The organism is Pseudomonas sp. NBRC 111127, assembly GCF_001320345.1.
GTDB classification, from domain to species: domain Bacteria; phylum Pseudomonadota; class Gammaproteobacteria; order Pseudomonadales; family Pseudomonadaceae; genus Aquipseudomonas; species Aquipseudomonas juntendi.
In genome coordinates, this window is the sequence record NZ_BCBD01000129.1 from 1 (window position 1) to 15,388 (window position 15,388).

The window sequence follows — 15,388 nt, forward strand, 5'->3', positions numbered from 1 at the left end:
GGGCCCGGCCGGCAAGGTCTGGCCCTTTGGCCGGCGCACCTCGGTACCCGAGGGGCGGATGGTCGAGGCACGGCCGTGATAACCGATCGGCACGTATTTGTAGTTGGGCAGCAACGGGTTGTCGGGGCGGAACAGCTTGCCGACGTTCTTGGCGTGCTCGATACCCACGTAGAAGTCGGTGTAGTCACCGATCTGCGCCGGTACGTGCAACTGGCAGTCACCGGCGTTGAGCAGGGCCGGCTTCAGCGCCGCCTGGTGTTCGCTGTGTTCACCCAGCAATGCCTGCAAGCGTTCGCGCAGGGCCACCCGCGCGCTGCGCCCCAATGCGAAGAATGCGTTCAGTGCCCCACCCCGGGTCGCCTCGACGGCAGCCTTGGCTGCGCCGTCGAACAGGCCGGCGGCCAGCACCGCCTCCAGGTCGAGGATTGCGTCGCCAATGGCCACGCCACAGCGCCTGGCTTCACCTGGCCGGCTGAAGATGCCCATTGGCAGGTTCTGCAGCGGGAAGTCGCTGTGCCCGTTGGCGTGCTCGACCCAGCTACGGGCAATGGCAGTGTGGTTCATGGGTTATCTCCGGTTCGGGTTGAAGGTGCTCGGCAAGGTGGCCCAGCAACTATCGTAGTCGGCCTGCAATTGCGGGCATTGCAGCGCTTGCACGCTCGGGCGCAGCACCTGGCTGGTCTCGAACATGAACGCCATGGTGTTGTCGACCTTGTGCGGGGCCAACTCGGCGGCAATGGCTTTTTCGCAGGTTTCGGCATCGGGCCCATGGGCGCTCATCACCCCGTGCAACGACGCCCCACCCGGCAGGAAGCCCTCGGCCTTGGCATCGTAGGCACCCTGGATCAAGCCCATGAACTCGTTCATCAGGTTGCGGTGGAACCACGGTGGGCGGAAGGTGTTCTCGGCCACCATCCAGCGCGGCGGGAAGATCACGAAGTCCATGTTGGCCAGGCCATGCACGCTGGTGGGCGAAGTCAGCACGGTGAAGATCGACGGGTCCGGGTGGTCGAAACTGACCGTACCCAACGTGTTGAAGCGGCGCAGGTCGTACTTGTACGGCACGTTGCTGCCATGCCAGGCAACCACGTCCAGCGGCGAATGCTGCAGTTCGCAGGCCCAGTGCTCACCCAGAAACTTCTGGACCAGCTGCTGCGGGCCGGTGGTTTCTTCGTAGTGCGCCACCGGAGTGAGGAAATCCCGCGGGTTGGCCAGGCCATTGCTGCCGATCGGGCCCAGGTCCGGGAGGCGCAAGGGGGCGCCGTGGTTTTCGGCGATGTAGCCGCGGGCCTGGCCGTCGAGCAACTCGACACGGAACTTCATGCCACGCGGGATCACCGCAATCTCCAGCGGTTCGACCTGCAACACGCCCAGCTCGGTGGCAATGCGCAGGCGGCCCTGTTCCGGCACCAGCAACAGTTCGCCATCGGCGTTGAAGAACACCCGCTCCATGGAGCGGTTGGCGCGGTAGACGTAGATGCTCACGCCGCTCGGTTTGTCTGCCGTGGCGTTGGCCACCATCGGCAGCCAGCCTTCGATGAAGTCGGTGGGTTCGGCGGGAATCGGCTGGGGGCTCCAGCGCAGGCGATTGGGGTTGATGCCCCCCAGCGGGCCCTGTAGCGGTTGGCGCGCCAGGCGCTCGAAACGTGGGTGCAAGGCAGACGGGCGGATACGGTACAACCAGGTCCGCCGCAGCTCGCTACGGGCCATGGTGAACGCCGTGCCGGACAGCAGTTCGGCGTACAGCCCATAGGGCGCCTGCTGCGGCGAGTTCTGCCCGACCGGCAAGGCACCGGGCAGCGCTTCGCTGGCAAACTCGTTGCCAAAGCCGCTGAGGTAGTGAAGGTCGGGTGATGGATCGCGATTCATCGGTGCCTCCGGGCTCTGGCCGAGCCGTTGCGGGCAGTTGGCTGCAGGCCCTTGGGTGGGCGGCAGCGGGTCTGCATTGTTTTTATCGTAATCAGATTACGAATAACGTAATTTGCTCCGCGCATGGCGTCAAGCTATAAAGGCCCGACTGAAGAATCCGGAAGCAGCTGTCCATGGCCAAAGCCAGTACCACCGCCGACAACGGCAAGCAGAAAGTCCGCTCTGCGGAGGTCGGCACCGACATCCTCAAGGCCTTGGCTGAATTGGCCCCGTCCACCTCATTGTCACGCCTGGCCGAGCATGTGCAGATGCCGGCGAGCAAGGTGCACCGCTACCTGCAAGCATTGATCGCCAGCGGGTTTGCCGAACAGGATGCTGCCACCAACCATTACGGCCTGGGGCGTGAGGCATTGCGGGTGGGGCTGGCGGCGCTAGGCAGCATCGATGTGCTGAAAATTGCTGCACTGCCCCTGTCGCAACTGCGCGACGAACTGAACGAAAGCTGCTTCATCGCCGTATGGGGTAACCAGGGCGCGACCGTGGTCAGCATCGAGCCCGCGGTGCGGGCGGTGACCGTGGTGACGCAGATCGGTTCGGTGCTGCCGCTGCTCAGCTCATCGACCGGGTTGGTGTTCGCTGCCTACCTGCCCGAGCGGGAAACGGTGGACCTGCGTGACCGTGAACTGGCCGCCCTGCAGCACTCTGCCGACGATTATCAAGCGCTACTGGCCGGCATACGCGAACGTGGCCTGCACCATGTACACGGTTTGTTGATGCCGGGCGTGGATGCATTGTCGGCCCCGGTATTCAATGCCATGGGGCAGGTTGCGGCGGTGATGACCGTGGTTGGGCCTACATCGATCTTCCATGCCGACGAGCATGGCCCGGCGGCACAGCGGTTGCTGGCGGCAACGCGGGAAACCAGCTGGCGAATGGGCTACTCGCCCGCGGCTTGAACAGCTGCGCAACTGTTGCCCGAAACGTAAAGGTGAATGTCATAAGCGGCTATTTTTCCTACGGGATCAAGCGCTTATTCTTTACTCACTGGCCGGCATGAAGGGCTCTCCCCCCCGCCTTTCAGGCCTGCGAGGTGCACTGACGTAGATTTTGAAGCTCCTTGATCTAACGTCTCGATTGGCCGCTGCGACTTGCAGCGGCTTTTTTTTGCGCTGAATAATGACGCCTGCGGACACCGGCAAAGCCTCAGGGCCACGCGACACCTGTAGGAGCGGCCTTGCGTCGCGAACGGGCTGCGAAGCAGCCCCGGCAATTTAGCCGCCAACGCTGAAATCCTGGGGCCGCTTCGCGCCCCTTTCGCGACGCAAGGCTCCTACAACTGGCTGGGGTGGCCGGTAGCCCTGCGGGGCCGGGCCGGCATCATCGATCGATGTAGGAGCGGGTTCACCCGCGAATACGGTGGTGCCGGCAATGCACAATGCCTGGCAGAAATCGGTCCGCAGGCCCGGCCCTTTCGCGGGTAAACCCGCTCCTACAACTGGCTGGGATGGCCGGTAGCCCTGCGGGGCCGGGCCGGCATCATTGATCGATGTAGGAGCGGGTTCACCCGCGAATACGGTGGCGCCGGCAATGCACAATGCCTGGCAGTAACTGGCCCGCAGGCCTGGCCCTTTCGCGGGTGAACCCGCTCCTACAATGAATCGCGCAGGCTTCTCAAATTTTGAGAAAGACAGTTGCCCCTACAATGGCCTTACAACGGGTATTTCTGCAGGTTGGCCATCATCTGCTGCAGTGCCTGCAAGCTGTCCTGCGGGTGCACTGCCCCTTCGAAATCACCAATGTGCTCCCACTGCTGCGCGACCTGCTCGGGCGTGAAGCCTTCGCGCGGGTCGAAACCCACCCCCAGGCTACGCTCCCAGCGCACCTTGCCGATCCAGCCCCCGCCCACCTCGAACAGCTCGCCACTGCCCTGGCACTGCTCGCTGCCCAGGTACACCACCAAGGGGCTGACCAACTCCGGCTTGAGCCGTTCGAACACCTGCGGGGGAATCAGCCCTTCCGTCATGCGCGTACCGCCGGTTGGGGCAATGGCGTTGACCAGGATGCCGTGCTTGCGCCCTTCGATGGCCAAGGTACGGGTAAGCCCGTACAGGCCCAGTTTGGCCATGCCGTAATTGGCCTGGCCAAAATTACCGTAGATGCCAGAGGTGGATGCCGTGAATATCACCCGCCCCCAGTTCTGCTCACGCAGGTGTGGCCAGGCCGCGCGGGTAACTTTGTAAGCGCCTTCGACATGCACCTGGTAAACCTGCTCCCAGTCGCTGTCGTCCATCTTGTGGAAGGTCTTGTCACGCAGGATGCCGGCGTTGTTCACCACGACATCGACGCGGCCATAGCTGTCCAGGGCCTGCTCGACAATGCGGGCACCCTGGCTGACCGAGTCATGGTTGGCAACCGCACTGCCCCCGGCGGCGCGAATCTCCTGCACCACCCGGTCGGCAGCGCTGGCGCTGGCGCCCTCCCCGTGGGTGGAACCGCCGAGGTCGTTGACTACCACCTTGGCCCCGCGGGCGGCGAACAGCAGCGCGTGGGCACGGCCCAGGCCGCCACCGGCGCCGGTAACGATCACCACACGATCTTGCAGAAGTACAGGCTCGCTCATGCCAAGGGCTCCAGGCAGGTTCAGGTCAGCCGAGTGTCTGCCGCCGGCGGCAAGCAGACAATCAAGCTCACGCAGGCTGAATGCCTGGTAATAACGCCGGGCCATGGGGCCCGCTCAGGACCACGCCACTTTCGCCTGGCAAAAGCTCAGTGGTTGCTCACGAAAGGCCAGGTAATGCCGCAGCACCTGCACCGGCGCCTCGGTGTGCGGGTAGTGGCCTATACCCTGCAGTTGCACGGTGTCTGGCTGTGGCACCAGTTGCCGGTAACGCTCAAGCATGTGCGCGCCGGACAATGGGTCGACCATGCCGTTGATCAGCCGCAGGGGCACACCTGGGCACTGCATGGCCGCAACCCAGCGCTCACGGTGCAGGCGGCGCTCCAGCAGGTAGCCCACCAGTTTATGCAGCACGCGCGTACCGCGGTTGGCGGCGATCAGGCTCCAGAAATCGTCCAGGGCACTCTCGCTCGGGTGGGTGCAGGGGCCATGGACCTGGGTCATGTTGCGCACCAGGTCGTCACGCCCGAAGGAGCGACCCACCAGCCAGCCGAAACGGCTCAGCAGCAACTTCTGGATCAGCAGCAGGTGACAGCTTTCGGCGAACAGGCCACTGTTGAGAAATACGCAGCTGGCTACCTCGGCGCGCTGCTCATGGTGCCGCGCCAGCAACTCCTGAGCGACGCTGCCGCCATAGTCATGAGCCAGCAGGTGCACCGGTTGGTCCACCTGCAAGTGGGCGAGCAGCGCCTGCTGCAGGTCGGCTTGCTCGATCAGGCTGTAGGCGTGGTCGACCGGTTTGGCCGAATCGCCAAAACCGAGCATGTCGCAGGCAATCACCCGAAAGCGTTGCGTCAAAGGCCCCCACAGGTAATGCCAGTCCCAACTGGCGGTGGGGAAGCCGTGTAAAAGAAGCAGGGGCTCTCCTTGCCCTGCGGTCCAGTAGCGGATGCTCTGGCCCCGGAATGTGAAGCTCTGTCCCCGGGTACGCCAGACGCACAATGGAATTTCGGCCAAAGGCATCAGAAATAACCCGGTTAAGTGGTGTGGACTGGATAGGGCAAGGCTGCGGTCATTGCATGTCACCTCGGCACTTTCATGTGCTCTCTATGTCGAGGGTGAGTCTAGCCAGCCCTACCAGGGGTGGAACTTGCGTTGCCAGCCAGCTTGATGACTGAGCGAGTCAGTGGCACGAACGGTCAGAGCAACATGGCCAGCAGCGGTGCCGCGAACAGGTTCAGCAGCCCGGTCAGGACCATGACCAGGCCGGCCACCGAGCCTTCCTCGCGGCCCACTTCCTGGGCCCGGCTGACCCCGGCACCGTGCGCGCCCACGCCGAACAATGCCCCCCGGGCCAACGGCGTGCGCAGCGGCAACCAACGCAGCAGCACGCCACCGAACATGGCACCGAGCACCCCGGTGAACATCACGAACACTGCCGTCAGCTCGGGCACACCCCCCAGGTCATGGGCCAAGGGCATGGCGAAGGGCGTGGTGATGGAACGCGGCACCAGCGACAGGCTGGTCGCACTGTCCAGCGCCAGCAGGTGCGCCAACCCCCAGGAACTGGCGATGGACGCACTGCTGCCCGCCAGCATGCCGACCAGCAAGGCCGGCCAATGCCGGGCGAGCATGGCCCGCTGCTGCCAGATCGGCACGGCAAAGGCCACGGTCACCGGGCCGAGCACGCCCATCAGCCAGTGGGTATTGCGCGCGTACTCGGCATAGGCGGTGTGCAGCGGCACAGCCACCGCCAGCAGCAATACCGGCACCAGAATCAGCGGCGACAGCAGATAGCGCTTGCTGCGCCGGTACAGCCAGCGGCTGCCCAGGTAAGCCAGCAACGTCAGCGCCAGCCAGAACAACGGCATGGGTTCAAGGCTCATGGCGCATGCTCCAGCGGCACACAAGTTCGACGGTCAGGGCCGTCACCACCATCACCATCAGCGTGCTCACGGCGATCACCAGCAGGATGCGCCAGCCCTCGTCCCGGATCAGCGCGCCGTAGTCCAGCAGGCTCATCAGTGCAGGAATGAAGAACAGCAGCATTTCGGCCATCAACCAACCGGCGCCCAGTTGCAGCATGGCTGGCTTCAGTGCCCCCACGGCGAACAACAGCAACAACAACGCCAGGCCCATGACCCCGCCGGGAATAGGCCAGCCCAGCCAAGTGGCCAGCTGGCCACCGAGTGCAAACAGGGCATACAGGGTCGCCAGCTCGGCAAGCATGCGCAGCAGTTTTTTCAGTAACGCGGGTTTCATGGCGGTGTTCCTCGACAGGCCCTCATTTTAAGTTTTGGCTGCCTAGGCCAGAAGCGAATTGTTAGACTGGCTACCATTCCATAATGGAATTGGCACATGGAATTCAAACAGCTGCGCAGCTTTATCGAAGTGGTGCACCGGGGCGGCTTTACCCAAGCCGCACAGACCCTGCACATCAGTCAGTCGGCCGTCAGCAAGCAAGTGGCGCAGCTAGAGCAAGATGTGGGCCAGCCGCTGCTGGAACGCCAGGCATCACACCTGCACCTGACCGCCGCCGGGCGCATCGTGCTTGAGCGCGGCGAGGCCCTGCTGCGCCAACGCCAGGCGCTGCTCAACGAATTGGACGATCTGAGCCAGATGGAGCGTGGCGAACTACGCCTGGGCTTGCCGATGCTGGGCAGCGATGCGCTGTTCGCCGGTTTGTTCGCCGAATACCGGCGGCGCCACCCGAACATCGCCATCCAGTTGGTTGAGGGTGGCAGCCGCAGCATCGAGCAGGCCGTCAGAAGTGGCGAGCTGGAGCTCGGTGGCAGCCTTACGCCCAGCGACGACGGGTTCGAATACCAGCCGTTCTGCAATGAGCCGCTGGATGCCCTGCTACCGGCGGGGCATGCGTTGGCAGGCCTGGGCGGGGTGCACCTGAAGCAATTGGCCGCAACGCCGTTCCTGCTCTACCAGCGCAGTTTCGTGCTCAATGACCGTTTGGTGAAAGCCTGCCAGCAGCAGGGCTTCACTCCGACGGAAGGCGGGCGCAGTGGCCAGGCGGATTTCCTGGCAGCGTTGGTCGCGGCAGGCCAGGGCGTGGTGCTGCTGCCCCGGGTGGTGGCAAAAGCCCTGGAACGCCCTGGTGTGGTGCGTATGCCCCTGCGCTCACCGGGGGACCTGCGCTGGGACATTGCCTTCATCTGGCGGCGTGGCGCGTATTTGTCGCGGGCCGCGCAAGCGTGGTTGGCGCTGCTGCGCGAATGACCGGTACCCGGCAGCGAGGCATGAATCGGGGTTTGGCTGGCTGGCAGGTCTGCCCGGACACTCACCTGCGGCAGGCCCGTACCTGCTGAACCTGACTGTCAGCCTTTCAAGGCATCAGCCAACTTGGCCAGCCACGGCTCGGCATCCGTTTCAGGGGTCACCGTCTCGCTGGCATCCAGTTGCAGCATCGGCTGCACCTCGCGCACGCCCAGCTCGGCAAACAGCTCGCGCAGCTGTTCGCCACCCCCGCAGTAGGTATCGCCATAGCTGGAATCGCCCAGCGCAATCACTGCACCCGGCAGGCCACGGAAGGCCGCTGGCAGGCTGTCACGCAGGCTGCTGTACAAGGGCATCAGGTTGTCCGGCAGCTCACCCATACCGGTAGTCGATGTCACGGCCAGCAGGGCCTGCGGGGCAAAACCTTCAAGGTCCTGCAAAGTGGCACGTGCGGCGTGCCAGGCTTGGTAGCCGGCGGCCTTGAGCTTCGTTTCTGCATGACGGGCGACTTCTTCGGCGGTGCCATAGACCGATCCGGAAATAATGGCGACTTTCATCGGGTAGAGGATTCCGAAACTGAGTGAAAACGTAGGATACTAGCATTCAGCGCTGGCAAAAGGCCGCCTCTGTCAAAGCCGCCTGCTACAGCGCGTCCGTTTTTACTGCCTGCCGCATGGCCTGAACATGATCAACGCAAAACTGCTGCAATCGATGGTCGACGCATCCCATGACGGGATCGTGGTTGCCGAACAGGAAGGCGACGACACCATCCTCATTTACGTCAACGCCGCGTTCGAACGCCTGACCGGCTACAGCCGGGACGAAATACTCTACCAGGATTGCCGCTTCCTGCAGGCTGACGACCGTGACCAGCTCGCGCGTGCGCGCATTCGCAAAGCCTTGGCCGAACGCCGCCCGTGCCGGGAAGTGATGCGCAACTACCGCAAGGATGGCACTGCCTTCTGGAACGAGCTGTCGATCACGGCGGTAAGGAACGACGCCGAGCGACGTACCTACTTCATCGGCATTCAGAAGGACGTCACCCGCCAGGTGGAAATGGAGCGAGAGCTGGCCGAACTGCGCGCTCGTCTGAAAGCCGACGAACGCACCTGAACCAAGCCCCCCGGTTACGGTCAACTACGTTGAAGAAATCGCCACCACCGAGTTCGATCATGCAAGCAGACGCCCTTCTTACCCAGGACGAGCTGGATTTCATTCAGAGCATGCAGCATTCGCCCAACCTGAACCTGGCCGACTCGATGTCGAGCCTGCAGGTCAATGGCGACCGCCGTATTCAGAGCTTGCTCACCCGCCTGGTGGCCAATGAACAAGTGACCTTGCAGGCGCAATTCAACAACCAGCAAATCAGCTTCCCGCTGCAACTGGTGGAAGACGAATTCCACGCTTTGCACCTGCAAGTCGGCTCCCCGGAAATCTACGAGGACGGCCCCATGCTGCGGCCATGGCGCCTGTCGCTGGAGCAGCCCAGCGCCCTGCTCGACGGCCATGGCGCGCCTGGCGGGCTGTGGGTACGGGAAATTTCCTTCAAAGGCGTGCTGGTGGAGCTGCGTGGCCTGCCAAGCGCGCCGGCACGTTTCGACCTGCGCTTCGCCCCCGGCAACATCCTGCCGATCGAACTGCAGGGTGTGCTGGGCCGGCGTATTGGCCCGGATCTGGCAGCGTACGACCTTGGCCAAAGCCCAGCGGAAGAAATCGAACGCCTGCGCGACTACATCCTGCAGGCCCATTGCCGCGCCCACCCCGAACTGCACACTCAGGTGTCCAGCTGACCTGCCAGGCACTGGCGCAGACGCTGACGCATCACCCCGCCCTGTGCCCCCAGGCAAACCAGGGGGCTGCCCGCCAGGCCGCCGCTGGCCTGGTCCGTTGCCTCTCCCGCCAGCAATAACGCGCAGCCCAGCACCGACGCCAGCCGCTTCAGATAGCGGCTGACCTCTGCAGTGAGCGGCTGGTGGGAAAACAGCACGAGGGCGTCTGGTTTCATGCGTTCGCAGACCAGCGCCAGCTCTTGCAGGGGCTGCCCACACACCAACGGCGTCACGCCAACCTCGTCACTGCCCAGCAGCAGGCTGGTGACCAGCAGTTCAAGCTCATGGCATTGCCCCGGCAAGGGCACCAGCAGCACGTTGTGGCGACGCGGCGCAACCGCCAGCTGCAAACGCGTGAACACCCGCCCGCGCATAAACTGGTCAAAAAACAGCCACTCGCTGGTCTGGCCGTAGCCGCCATGGCGCACAGCCAAGTCGTGCCACACCGGCATGAAAACCTCAGCGAAAACCTGATCGAGCGTGCTGGCGGCAAACACCTCCTCATAAAGGCGGCCCAGCCCAGGCAGGTCAAAGCGTTGCACTGCCAAGCGCACCTGCTGCTGCCAGCCTAGCGAGCTGTCCACTGCGCGCGTGGCCTGCCCGGCAAGCGCCTGGCTGCGGGCAAGGATGCTGCCCACCTTGCTGACCGCCACGCCGCGCTCCAGCCAGCCGAGGATACTGCGGATATCGTCGATGTCGCCCTGGGAATACAGGCGGTGGCCGCTGTCGGTGCGGATGGGCTGGATCAGACCGTAACGGCGCTCCCAGGCGCGCAGGGTTACCGCATTGACGCCAGTCAGGCGGGAGACTTCACGGATCGGAAACAGCACTTGCTGCTCGAAGCTCGCATCGCCCCCCGGCTTGCGTCCCAGTTCGCTCATCTGCACGGCATCCTGTGTGCTGGAATAGAGGGCCTAGTCTACTACGACAGCGCCGGGCACAGGTTGCGACCATTTGCCGGCTGACAGTTGCCACACAGCACAACTGCGCGATAATCCGCGCCCGATTCTTGCATGTTCGCCTGCGTCGCCCACCACCCCGGGCCACGCAGCCAAGGGGCCGGCTACCCGCCAGCCCCGTTGCCAGGAGATACACAATGTCTACCCCACCCGTTACCCTGATGGTGTCGCGCCGCGCCGCACATGGCCGCTACCAGGACCTGTTGGCCTGGCTGCATGAGGGCGAACAGCTGGCCACTGACTTCCCCGGCTACCTGGGCTCGGGCATTCTCGCCCCACCCCACGATGGCGACGAATTCCAGATCATTTTCCGCTTCAGCGATGAGCCCACCCTGCATGCCTGGGAGCATTCCGCCTCGCGGCGGGCCTGGTTGCAGCGCGGCAATGGCCTGTTCGAGCGCCCCAAAGAGGCGCGCGTCAGTGGCATTGACGACTGGTTTGGCGCCAGTGCGGTGCAGAAACCGCCGCGCTGGAAACAGGCCGTGGCCATCTGGCTGGCGTTCTTCCCGGTGTCGTTGGCGTTCAACACGGCGTTCGGCCATTGGCTGGCCGCACTCGACCTGGTACCTCGGGTACTGCTCAGCACCCTGGCCCTCACGCCACTGATGGTGTACCTGTTCATCCCGTTGTCCACCCGTCTGCTGGCCGGTTGGCTACAGCCCTCTTCGGCCACCGCGGGCGCCCTGCGCAGCCGCTGAGGCCAGGCCGTACAACGGGCAAACAGTTCGGGTATGCTGGGCGGCAACCACAGGACAGACAAGTTGACCGCCCCGAACATGAACAGCCCAATTCTCGTTACCGGAGCCAGCCAGCGCGTCGGGCTGGCCCTGGCCCTTGAACTGGCACAGGCCGGCCATACGGTGGTCAGTGCCAGCCGTACCGTACAGCCACAGGCGGCCCACCCGAACATCGTGCAGTTCCAGGCAGACCTGTGCCGGGCAGACGACCGCCAGGCGCTGATCGACTACCTGGTCGAGCATTACGACGGCCTGCGCGCCATCATCCATAACGCGTCGTTGTGGCTCGACGATGGCCTGGACAACCTCGAGACCATGTTCCGCCTGCATGTAGAGGCGCCCTACCACCTCAACCTGGCCTTGGGCGAGATGCTGGCCAAGCAGGACAAGGCCGACATCATTCACATCTGCGACGAAACCTCCTCGCGCGGCAGCAAGAGCCACATTGGCTATGCCGCCACCAAGGCTGCGCTGCAAAACATGGTGCTGTCGTTCGCTGAAAAATATGCGCCCAAAGTGCATGTGAACGGTATCCTTCCCGGGCTGCTGATCCTCAAGGAAGGGGGTGACGAAGCCTACCGCCAGCACACCTTGAAAAAGGCCCTGCTGGAGTTCGAACCCGGCGCCGGGCCACTGATCGAGACGGTCAAGTACCTGCTCGCCAGCCAGTACAGCACCGGCAGCCAGGTGGTCATCAATGGTGGCCGCCACCTGAAGAACCGCATGACGTGAGAGCCCACATGACCCCACAGCAACAGCTTGAACTCGAAGCCGCCGCGTTCCGGCGCCTGGTCGACCATTTGCAGAAACGCACCGACGTGCAGAACATCGACCTGATGAACCTGTCCGGCTTCTGCCGCAACTGCCTGTCCAAGTGGTACAAGGCTGCGGCTGACGAGCGTGAGCTCGACCTGAGCCTGGATGACGCCCGCGAAGCGGTGTACGGCATGCCCTATGCCCAGTGGAAAGCCCAATACCAGAAAGAAGCCAGCGCCGAGCAGCAAGCGGCGTTCGAAAAAGGAAAACCTCGTGACTGATCTAGATACCCTGCGCGCCAGCCTGGCCAGCGGCCAACATGCCTTTGCCGACACCCTGGCGTTCATTGCCGAGCACTACAGCTATCAGCCGCAGGCGTTCAATAATGGGGGTGTCGAGAATGCCGCCGGGCAGAACGAAGGTTCGTGCAAAACCTTGGGCCTGGCAGTGCTTGAAGGGCTGAGCGATCAGGAAGCGTTGCTGGCTTTCGGCGAGCACTACCGGGATGTGCTGGCCACGCCTGAGGGCTGTGACCATGGCAATATCCGGGCGCTGATCAAGCACGGCCTGGCCGGTGTGACGTTCGCTGCGCCGCCACTGTCGCGCAAAGCTTGAGATTGCCGGGGCTGCTTTGCAGCCCATCGCCGGCAAGCCAGCCCCGACACAGGCCTTGAAGGCACCGCTGTCGAAATGGGAGCTGGCGTGCCAGCGATGAGGCCAGCACGGTGTGAAATTACAGCTCGACGCAGTCGAACTTCACATCGGTGGCTACATCTTCGTCGTAGTTGACGTCAGCGCGCTCAAAGCCGAACAGGTTGAGGAACTGCTTCTTGTAACCGGCGTAGTCGGTCAGCTGGAACAGGTTCTCGGTGGTCACTTGTGGCCACATGGCCTTGCAGGCATCCTGCACATCGTCGCGCAGTTCCCAGTCGTCCAGGCGCAGGCGGGCCTTCTCGTCCACTTCGGCCGGGGCGCCATCGGCACGGTACATGCGGTCGCGGAACATGCGGTCCAGTTGGTCCTGGGTACCCTCGTGCACACCCTTTTCCTGCATGATCTTGAAGACCATCGACAGGTACAGCGGCATCACCGGAATGGCCGAGCTGGCCTGGGTCACCACCGACTTCAACACCGCCACGTTGGCGCCGCCCTTCACTTCAGCGGCCAGCTTCTTGTCCAGGCGCAGCGCGGTTTCATCCAGGTCCTGCTTGGCCTGGCCCAGGGCGCCGTGCCAGTAGATTGGCCAGGTGATCTCGGTACCGATGTAGCTGAAGGCCACGGTACGGGCACCCTCGGCCAGTACGTCGGCGCCCGCCAGGGCGTCGATCCACAGTTGCCAGTCCTGGCCACCCATGACGGTAACGGTGTCGGCTATTTCCTGCTCGGTGGCCGGCTCGATGCTGGCCTCGATGATGGTGTCCTTGTTGGTGTCGATGGCAGTCGACTTGTACGGCTGGCCGATCGGCTTGAGGGCCGAGCGGATCACTTCACCGGTCTGCGGCAGCTTGCGCACCGGCGAGGCCAGCGAGTAGATGACCAGGTCGACCTTGCCACCCATTTCGTTCTTGATCAGCTCGATGACCTTGGCGCGGGCTTCGTCGGAGAAGGCGTCACCGTTGATCGACTTGCTGTACAGGCCCTCGGCCTTGGCGAACTTGTCGAAAGCCGCAGCGTTATACCAGCCAGCGGTGCCGGCCTTGGTTTCGGTGCCTGGCTTTTCGAAGAATACGCCCAGGGTGTCAGCCTTGAAGCCGAACGCTGCAGTAATGCGTGCTGCCAGGCCATAGCCACTGGAAGCACCGATGACCAGGACCTTCTTCGGACCATCCTCGCGCACGCCCAGCTTGCGGGTGGCTTCGATCTGGTCACGGACGTTGAGCTCGCAGCCCTTCGGGTGAGTCGTGGTGCAGATGAAACCGCGAACCTTAGGATGAATGATGGCCAATGTCTGTACCTCGTCAGGTTTATGCTGGGGAAGCGCCACATGGGCGTTTCCTGTTGATCAGAGGGTGAGACTACCCCCGCAGGTTATCCGACACATATTACGGGGTGATCCGGGCGATGCAAAACCGGGGTGGACCGCTGCGCGGCCATTCATTTGCTTTTCACATCAATCTCAAAGAAAAACAAACTTAACAAATGAGCCCAGGGCACCGATGCTTGAAGCCCTACGCCCACCGCACGGAGAACAACAACATGAACGACGTGGTCATCGTCGCCGCAACCCGTACCGCCATTGGCAGCTTCCAGGGTGCCCTGGCCAGCGTGCCTGCGGTCGACTTCGGCGCCGCCGTGATCAAGCGCCTGCTGGAGCAGACCGGGCTGGACCCGGCGCAGGTCGACGAAGTCATCCTCGGCCAGGTGCTGACCGCCGGCGCCGGGCAGAACCCGGCGCGCCAGGCCGCGATCAAGGCCGGCCTGCCCTTCAGCGTACCGGCGCTGACCCTGAACAAGGTGTGCGGCTCGGGCCTGAAAGCCCTGCACCTGGCGGCCCAGGCCATCCGCTGCGGTGACGCCGAGGTGGTGATTGCCGGGGGCCAGGAGAACATGAGCCTGGCCCCCTATGTGATGCCCTCGGCCCGCACCGGCCAGCGCATGGGCCATGGCCAGCTGATCGACAGCATGATCACCGATGGCCTGTGGGATGCCTTCAACGACTACCACATGGGCATCACTGCCGAAAATCTGGTGGACGAGTACGGCCTCAGCCGTGAACAGCAGGATGCCTTTGCCGCCGAGTCGCAACGCAAGGCACTCGCTGCCATCGAGGCCGGCCGCTTCGATGCGGAGATCACCCCTGTCGTGCTGCCGCAGAAGAAGGGCGAGCCGAAAGTGTTCGCCCGTGATGAGCAGCCGCGCCCGGACACCACTGCCGAGTCGCTGGGCAAGCTGCGCGCAGCGTTCAAGAAAGACGGTAGCGTCACCGCTGGCAATGCCTCCAGCCTGAACGACGGCGCTGCCGCCGTACTGCTGATGAGCGCCACCAAAGCCGAGGCCCTGGGCCTGCCGGTGCTGGCGAAGATCGCCGCTTATGCCAGTGCCGGGGTAGACCCGGCGATCATGGGCATCGGCCCGGTTGCGGCGACGCGGCGCTGCCTGGACAAGGCCGGCTGGCAGCTGAGCGAACTGGACCTCATTGAAGCCAACGAAGCCTTTGCTGCACAGGCACTGGCCGTGGGCAAGGCGCTGGAGTGGGATGCGGCACGGGTCAATGTGAACGGTGGGGCGATTGCCCTGGGCCACCCGATTGGTGCGTCCGGCTGCCGGGTGTTGGTGACCTTGTTGCACGAGATGATCAAGCGCGATGCTCACAAAGGCCTGGCGACCTTGTGCATTGGCGGTGGCCAAGGTGTTGCACTGGCTATCGAACGTTGAGCGGCGTTTGAGTTGAGC

Annotated in this window: 17 protein-coding genes and 1 pseudogene; 9 read left to right on the forward strand and 9 right to left on the reverse strand. The window is 63.7% G+C overall.

Annotation, left to right across the window (positions count from 1 at the left end):
* Together APH30_RS20215 and hmgA are read right to left on the reverse strand one after the other, a co-directional pair.
* Window positions 1–564, reverse strand: a pseudogene (locus tag APH30_RS20215) (fumarylacetoacetase); the annotation flags it as partial.
* 3 nt (window positions 565–567) lie between these two features.
* Window positions 568–1,869 carry a homogentisate 1,2-dioxygenase gene (gene hmgA / locus APH30_RS20220; RefSeq protein WP_054913568.1) on the reverse strand — a complete coding sequence of 434 codons (1,302 nt, stop codon included), beginning with the start codon at window positions 1,867–1,869 and terminating at the stop codon, window positions 568–570.
* Between the two features lie 173 nt (window positions 1,870–2,042).
* Here hmgA and APH30_RS20225 point away from each other — a divergent pair, with 173 nt between their 5' ends.
* A complete protein-coding gene (locus APH30_RS20225) occupies window positions 2,043–2,825 on the forward strand; it encodes an IclR family transcriptional regulator (RefSeq protein ID WP_054913569.1) in 783 nt (260 codons plus the stop codon).
* A 752-nt stretch (window positions 2,826–3,577) separates the two neighbouring features.
* Here the strand turns inward: APH30_RS20225 and APH30_RS20230 are convergent.
* The 4 genes from APH30_RS20230 to APH30_RS20245 all read right to left on the reverse strand — a co-directional run bounded on the left by APH30_RS20230 (window position 3,578) and on the right by APH30_RS20245 (window position 6,748).
* Window positions 3,578–4,489: an SDR family oxidoreductase gene (locus APH30_RS20230; RefSeq protein WP_009682675.1), complete on the reverse strand. Its 912-nt coding sequence runs from the start codon at window positions 4,487–4,489 to the stop codon at window positions 3,578–3,580.
* Window positions 4,490–4,603: 114 nt separating this feature from the next.
* Entirely contained in the window at window positions 4,604–5,509 is a 906-nt protein-coding gene (locus tag APH30_RS20235) for an alpha/beta fold hydrolase (protein ID WP_054913570.1), read from the reverse strand.
* Window positions 5,510–5,685: 176 nt separating this feature from the next.
* Window positions 5,686–6,372 carry an LrgB family protein gene (locus APH30_RS20240; RefSeq protein ID WP_054906051.1) on the reverse strand — a complete coding sequence of 229 codons (687 nt, stop codon included), beginning with the start codon at window positions 6,370–6,372 and terminating at the stop codon, window positions 5,686–5,688.
* Entirely contained in the window at window positions 6,362–6,748 is a 387-nt protein-coding gene (locus APH30_RS20245; RefSeq protein WP_054913571.1) for a CidA/LrgA family protein, read from the reverse strand. Before APH30_RS20245 ends, APH30_RS20240 begins: the two co-directional genes overlap by 11 nt.
* A gap of 96 nt (window positions 6,749–6,844) precedes the next feature.
* Here APH30_RS20245 and APH30_RS20250 point away from each other — a divergent pair, with 96 nt between their 5' ends.
* Window positions 6,845–7,717, forward strand: a complete 873-nt coding sequence (locus APH30_RS20250) for a LysR family transcriptional regulator (protein WP_054913572.1) — start codon at window positions 6,845–6,847, stop codon at window positions 7,715–7,717.
* Window positions 7,718–7,815: 98 nt separating this feature from the next.
* On the opposite strand, the gene APH30_RS20255 is transcribed toward APH30_RS20250, so the two are convergent.
* The gene (locus APH30_RS20255; RefSeq protein WP_054913573.1) at window positions 7,816–8,271 is read right to left on the reverse strand and encodes a flavodoxin; all 456 of its coding nucleotides are present in this window, start codon (window positions 8,269–8,271) and stop codon (window positions 7,816–7,818) included.
* Window positions 8,272–8,398: 127 nt separating this feature from the next.
* On the opposite strand from APH30_RS20255, the gene APH30_RS20260 reads away from it, so the two are divergent.
* A complete protein-coding gene (locus tag APH30_RS20260; protein WP_009682668.1) occupies window positions 8,399–8,827 on the forward strand; it encodes a PAS domain S-box protein in 429 nt (142 codons plus the stop codon).
* Between the two features lie 59 nt (window positions 8,828–8,886).
* The gene (locus APH30_RS20265; protein ID WP_054913574.1) at window positions 8,887–9,504 is read left to right on the forward strand and encodes a hypothetical protein; all 618 of its coding nucleotides are present in this window, start codon (window positions 8,887–8,889) and stop codon (window positions 9,502–9,504) included.
* Here APH30_RS20265 and APH30_RS20270 read toward each other — a convergent pair.
* A complete protein-coding gene (locus APH30_RS20270) occupies window positions 9,489–10,424 on the reverse strand; it encodes a MerR family transcriptional regulator (RefSeq protein ID WP_054913575.1) in 936 nt (311 codons plus the stop codon). The genes APH30_RS20265 and APH30_RS20270 overlap by 16 nt on opposite strands.
* A gap of 215 nt (window positions 10,425–10,639) precedes the next feature.
* Here APH30_RS20270 and APH30_RS20275 point away from each other — a divergent pair, with 215 nt between their 5' ends.
* From APH30_RS20275 to APH30_RS20290, 4 genes are read left to right on the forward strand one after another with little or no spacing between them, the layout of a single operon-like run.
* Window positions 10,640–11,200 carry an antibiotic biosynthesis monooxygenase gene (locus tag APH30_RS20275; protein ID WP_009682664.1) on the forward strand — a complete coding sequence of 187 codons (561 nt, stop codon included), beginning with the start codon at window positions 10,640–10,642 and terminating at the stop codon, window positions 11,198–11,200.
* 33 nt (window positions 11,201–11,233) lie between these two features.
* Complete coding sequence (gene folM, locus APH30_RS20280; protein WP_009682663.1) at window positions 11,234–11,971, forward strand: dihydromonapterin reductase; 738 nt, start codon at window positions 11,234–11,236, stop codon at window positions 11,969–11,971.
* An 8-nt stretch (window positions 11,972–11,979) separates the two neighbouring features.
* Entirely contained in the window at window positions 11,980–12,276 is a 297-nt protein-coding gene (locus APH30_RS20285) for a DUF1244 domain-containing protein (RefSeq protein WP_009682662.1), read from the forward strand.
* Window positions 12,269–12,610 carry a HopJ type III effector protein gene (locus tag APH30_RS20290; RefSeq protein WP_054913576.1) on the forward strand — a complete coding sequence of 114 codons (342 nt, stop codon included), beginning with the start codon at window positions 12,269–12,271 and terminating at the stop codon, window positions 12,608–12,610. The genes APH30_RS20285 and APH30_RS20290 overlap by 8 nt, the downstream gene beginning before the upstream one ends.
* Before the next feature lie 118 nt (window positions 12,611–12,728).
* Here APH30_RS20290 and fabV read toward each other — a convergent pair whose 3' ends face one another.
* Entirely contained in the window at window positions 12,729–13,940 is a 1,212-nt protein-coding gene (gene fabV / locus APH30_RS20295) for an enoyl-ACP reductase FabV (RefSeq protein WP_029886896.1), read from the reverse strand.
* 251 nt (window positions 13,941–14,191) lie between these two features.
* Between fabV and APH30_RS20300 the strand changes: the two genes are divergently transcribed.
* Entirely contained in the window at window positions 14,192–15,370 is a 1,179-nt protein-coding gene (locus APH30_RS20300) for an acetyl-CoA C-acetyltransferase (RefSeq protein WP_054913577.1), read from the forward strand.
* The last annotated feature ends 18 nt before the right edge of the window (window positions 15,371–15,388 follow it).

Coding starts and splice junctions, on each gene's coding strand:
- APH30_RS20235 (WP_054913570.1), bottom strand. CDS start 5,509: ATGCCTTTGGCCGAAATTCCATTGTGCGTCTGGCGTACCCGGGGACAG.
- APH30_RS20285 (WP_009682662.1), top strand. CDS start 11,980: ATGACCCCACAGCAACAGCTTGAACTCGAAGCCGCCGCGTTCCGGCGC.
- APH30_RS20260 (WP_009682668.1), top strand. CDS start 8,399: ATGATCAACGCAAAACTGCTGCAATCGATGGTCGACGCATCCCATGAC.
- hmgA (WP_054913568.1), bottom strand. CDS start 1,869: ATGAATCGCGATCCATCACCCGACCTTCACTACCTCAGCGGCTTTGGC.
- APH30_RS20240 (WP_054906051.1), bottom strand. CDS start 6,372: ATGAGCCTTGAACCCATGCCGTTGTTCTGGCTGGCGCTGACGTTGCTG.
- APH30_RS20250 (WP_054913572.1), top strand. CDS start 6,845: ATGGAATTCAAACAGCTGCGCAGCTTTATCGAAGTGGTGCACCGGGGC.
- APH30_RS20270 (WP_054913575.1), bottom strand. CDS start 10,424: ATGAGCGAACTGGGACGCAAGCCGGGGGGCGATGCGAGCTTCGAGCAG.
- APH30_RS20300 (WP_054913577.1), top strand. CDS start 14,192: ATGAACGACGTGGTCATCGTCGCCGCAACCCGTACCGCCATTGGCAGC.
- APH30_RS20230 (WP_009682675.1), bottom strand. CDS start 4,489: ATGAGCGAGCCTGTACTTCTGCAAGATCGTGTGGTGATCGTTACCGGC.
- APH30_RS20265 (WP_054913574.1), top strand. CDS start 8,887: ATGCAAGCAGACGCCCTTCTTACCCAGGACGAGCTGGATTTCATTCAG.
- APH30_RS20245 (WP_054913571.1), bottom strand. CDS start 6,748: ATGAAACCCGCGTTACTGAAAAAACTGCTGCGCATGCTTGCCGAGCTG.
- APH30_RS20275 (WP_009682664.1), top strand. CDS start 10,640: ATGTCTACCCCACCCGTTACCCTGATGGTGTCGCGCCGCGCCGCACAT.
- folM (WP_009682663.1), top strand. CDS start 11,234: ATGCTGGGCGGCAACCACAGGACAGACAAGTTGACCGCCCCGAACATG.
- APH30_RS20255 (WP_054913573.1), bottom strand. CDS start 8,271: ATGAAAGTCGCCATTATTTCCGGATCGGTCTATGGCACCGCCGAAGAA.
- APH30_RS20225 (WP_054913569.1), top strand. CDS start 2,043: ATGGCCAAAGCCAGTACCACCGCCGACAACGGCAAGCAGAAAGTCCGC.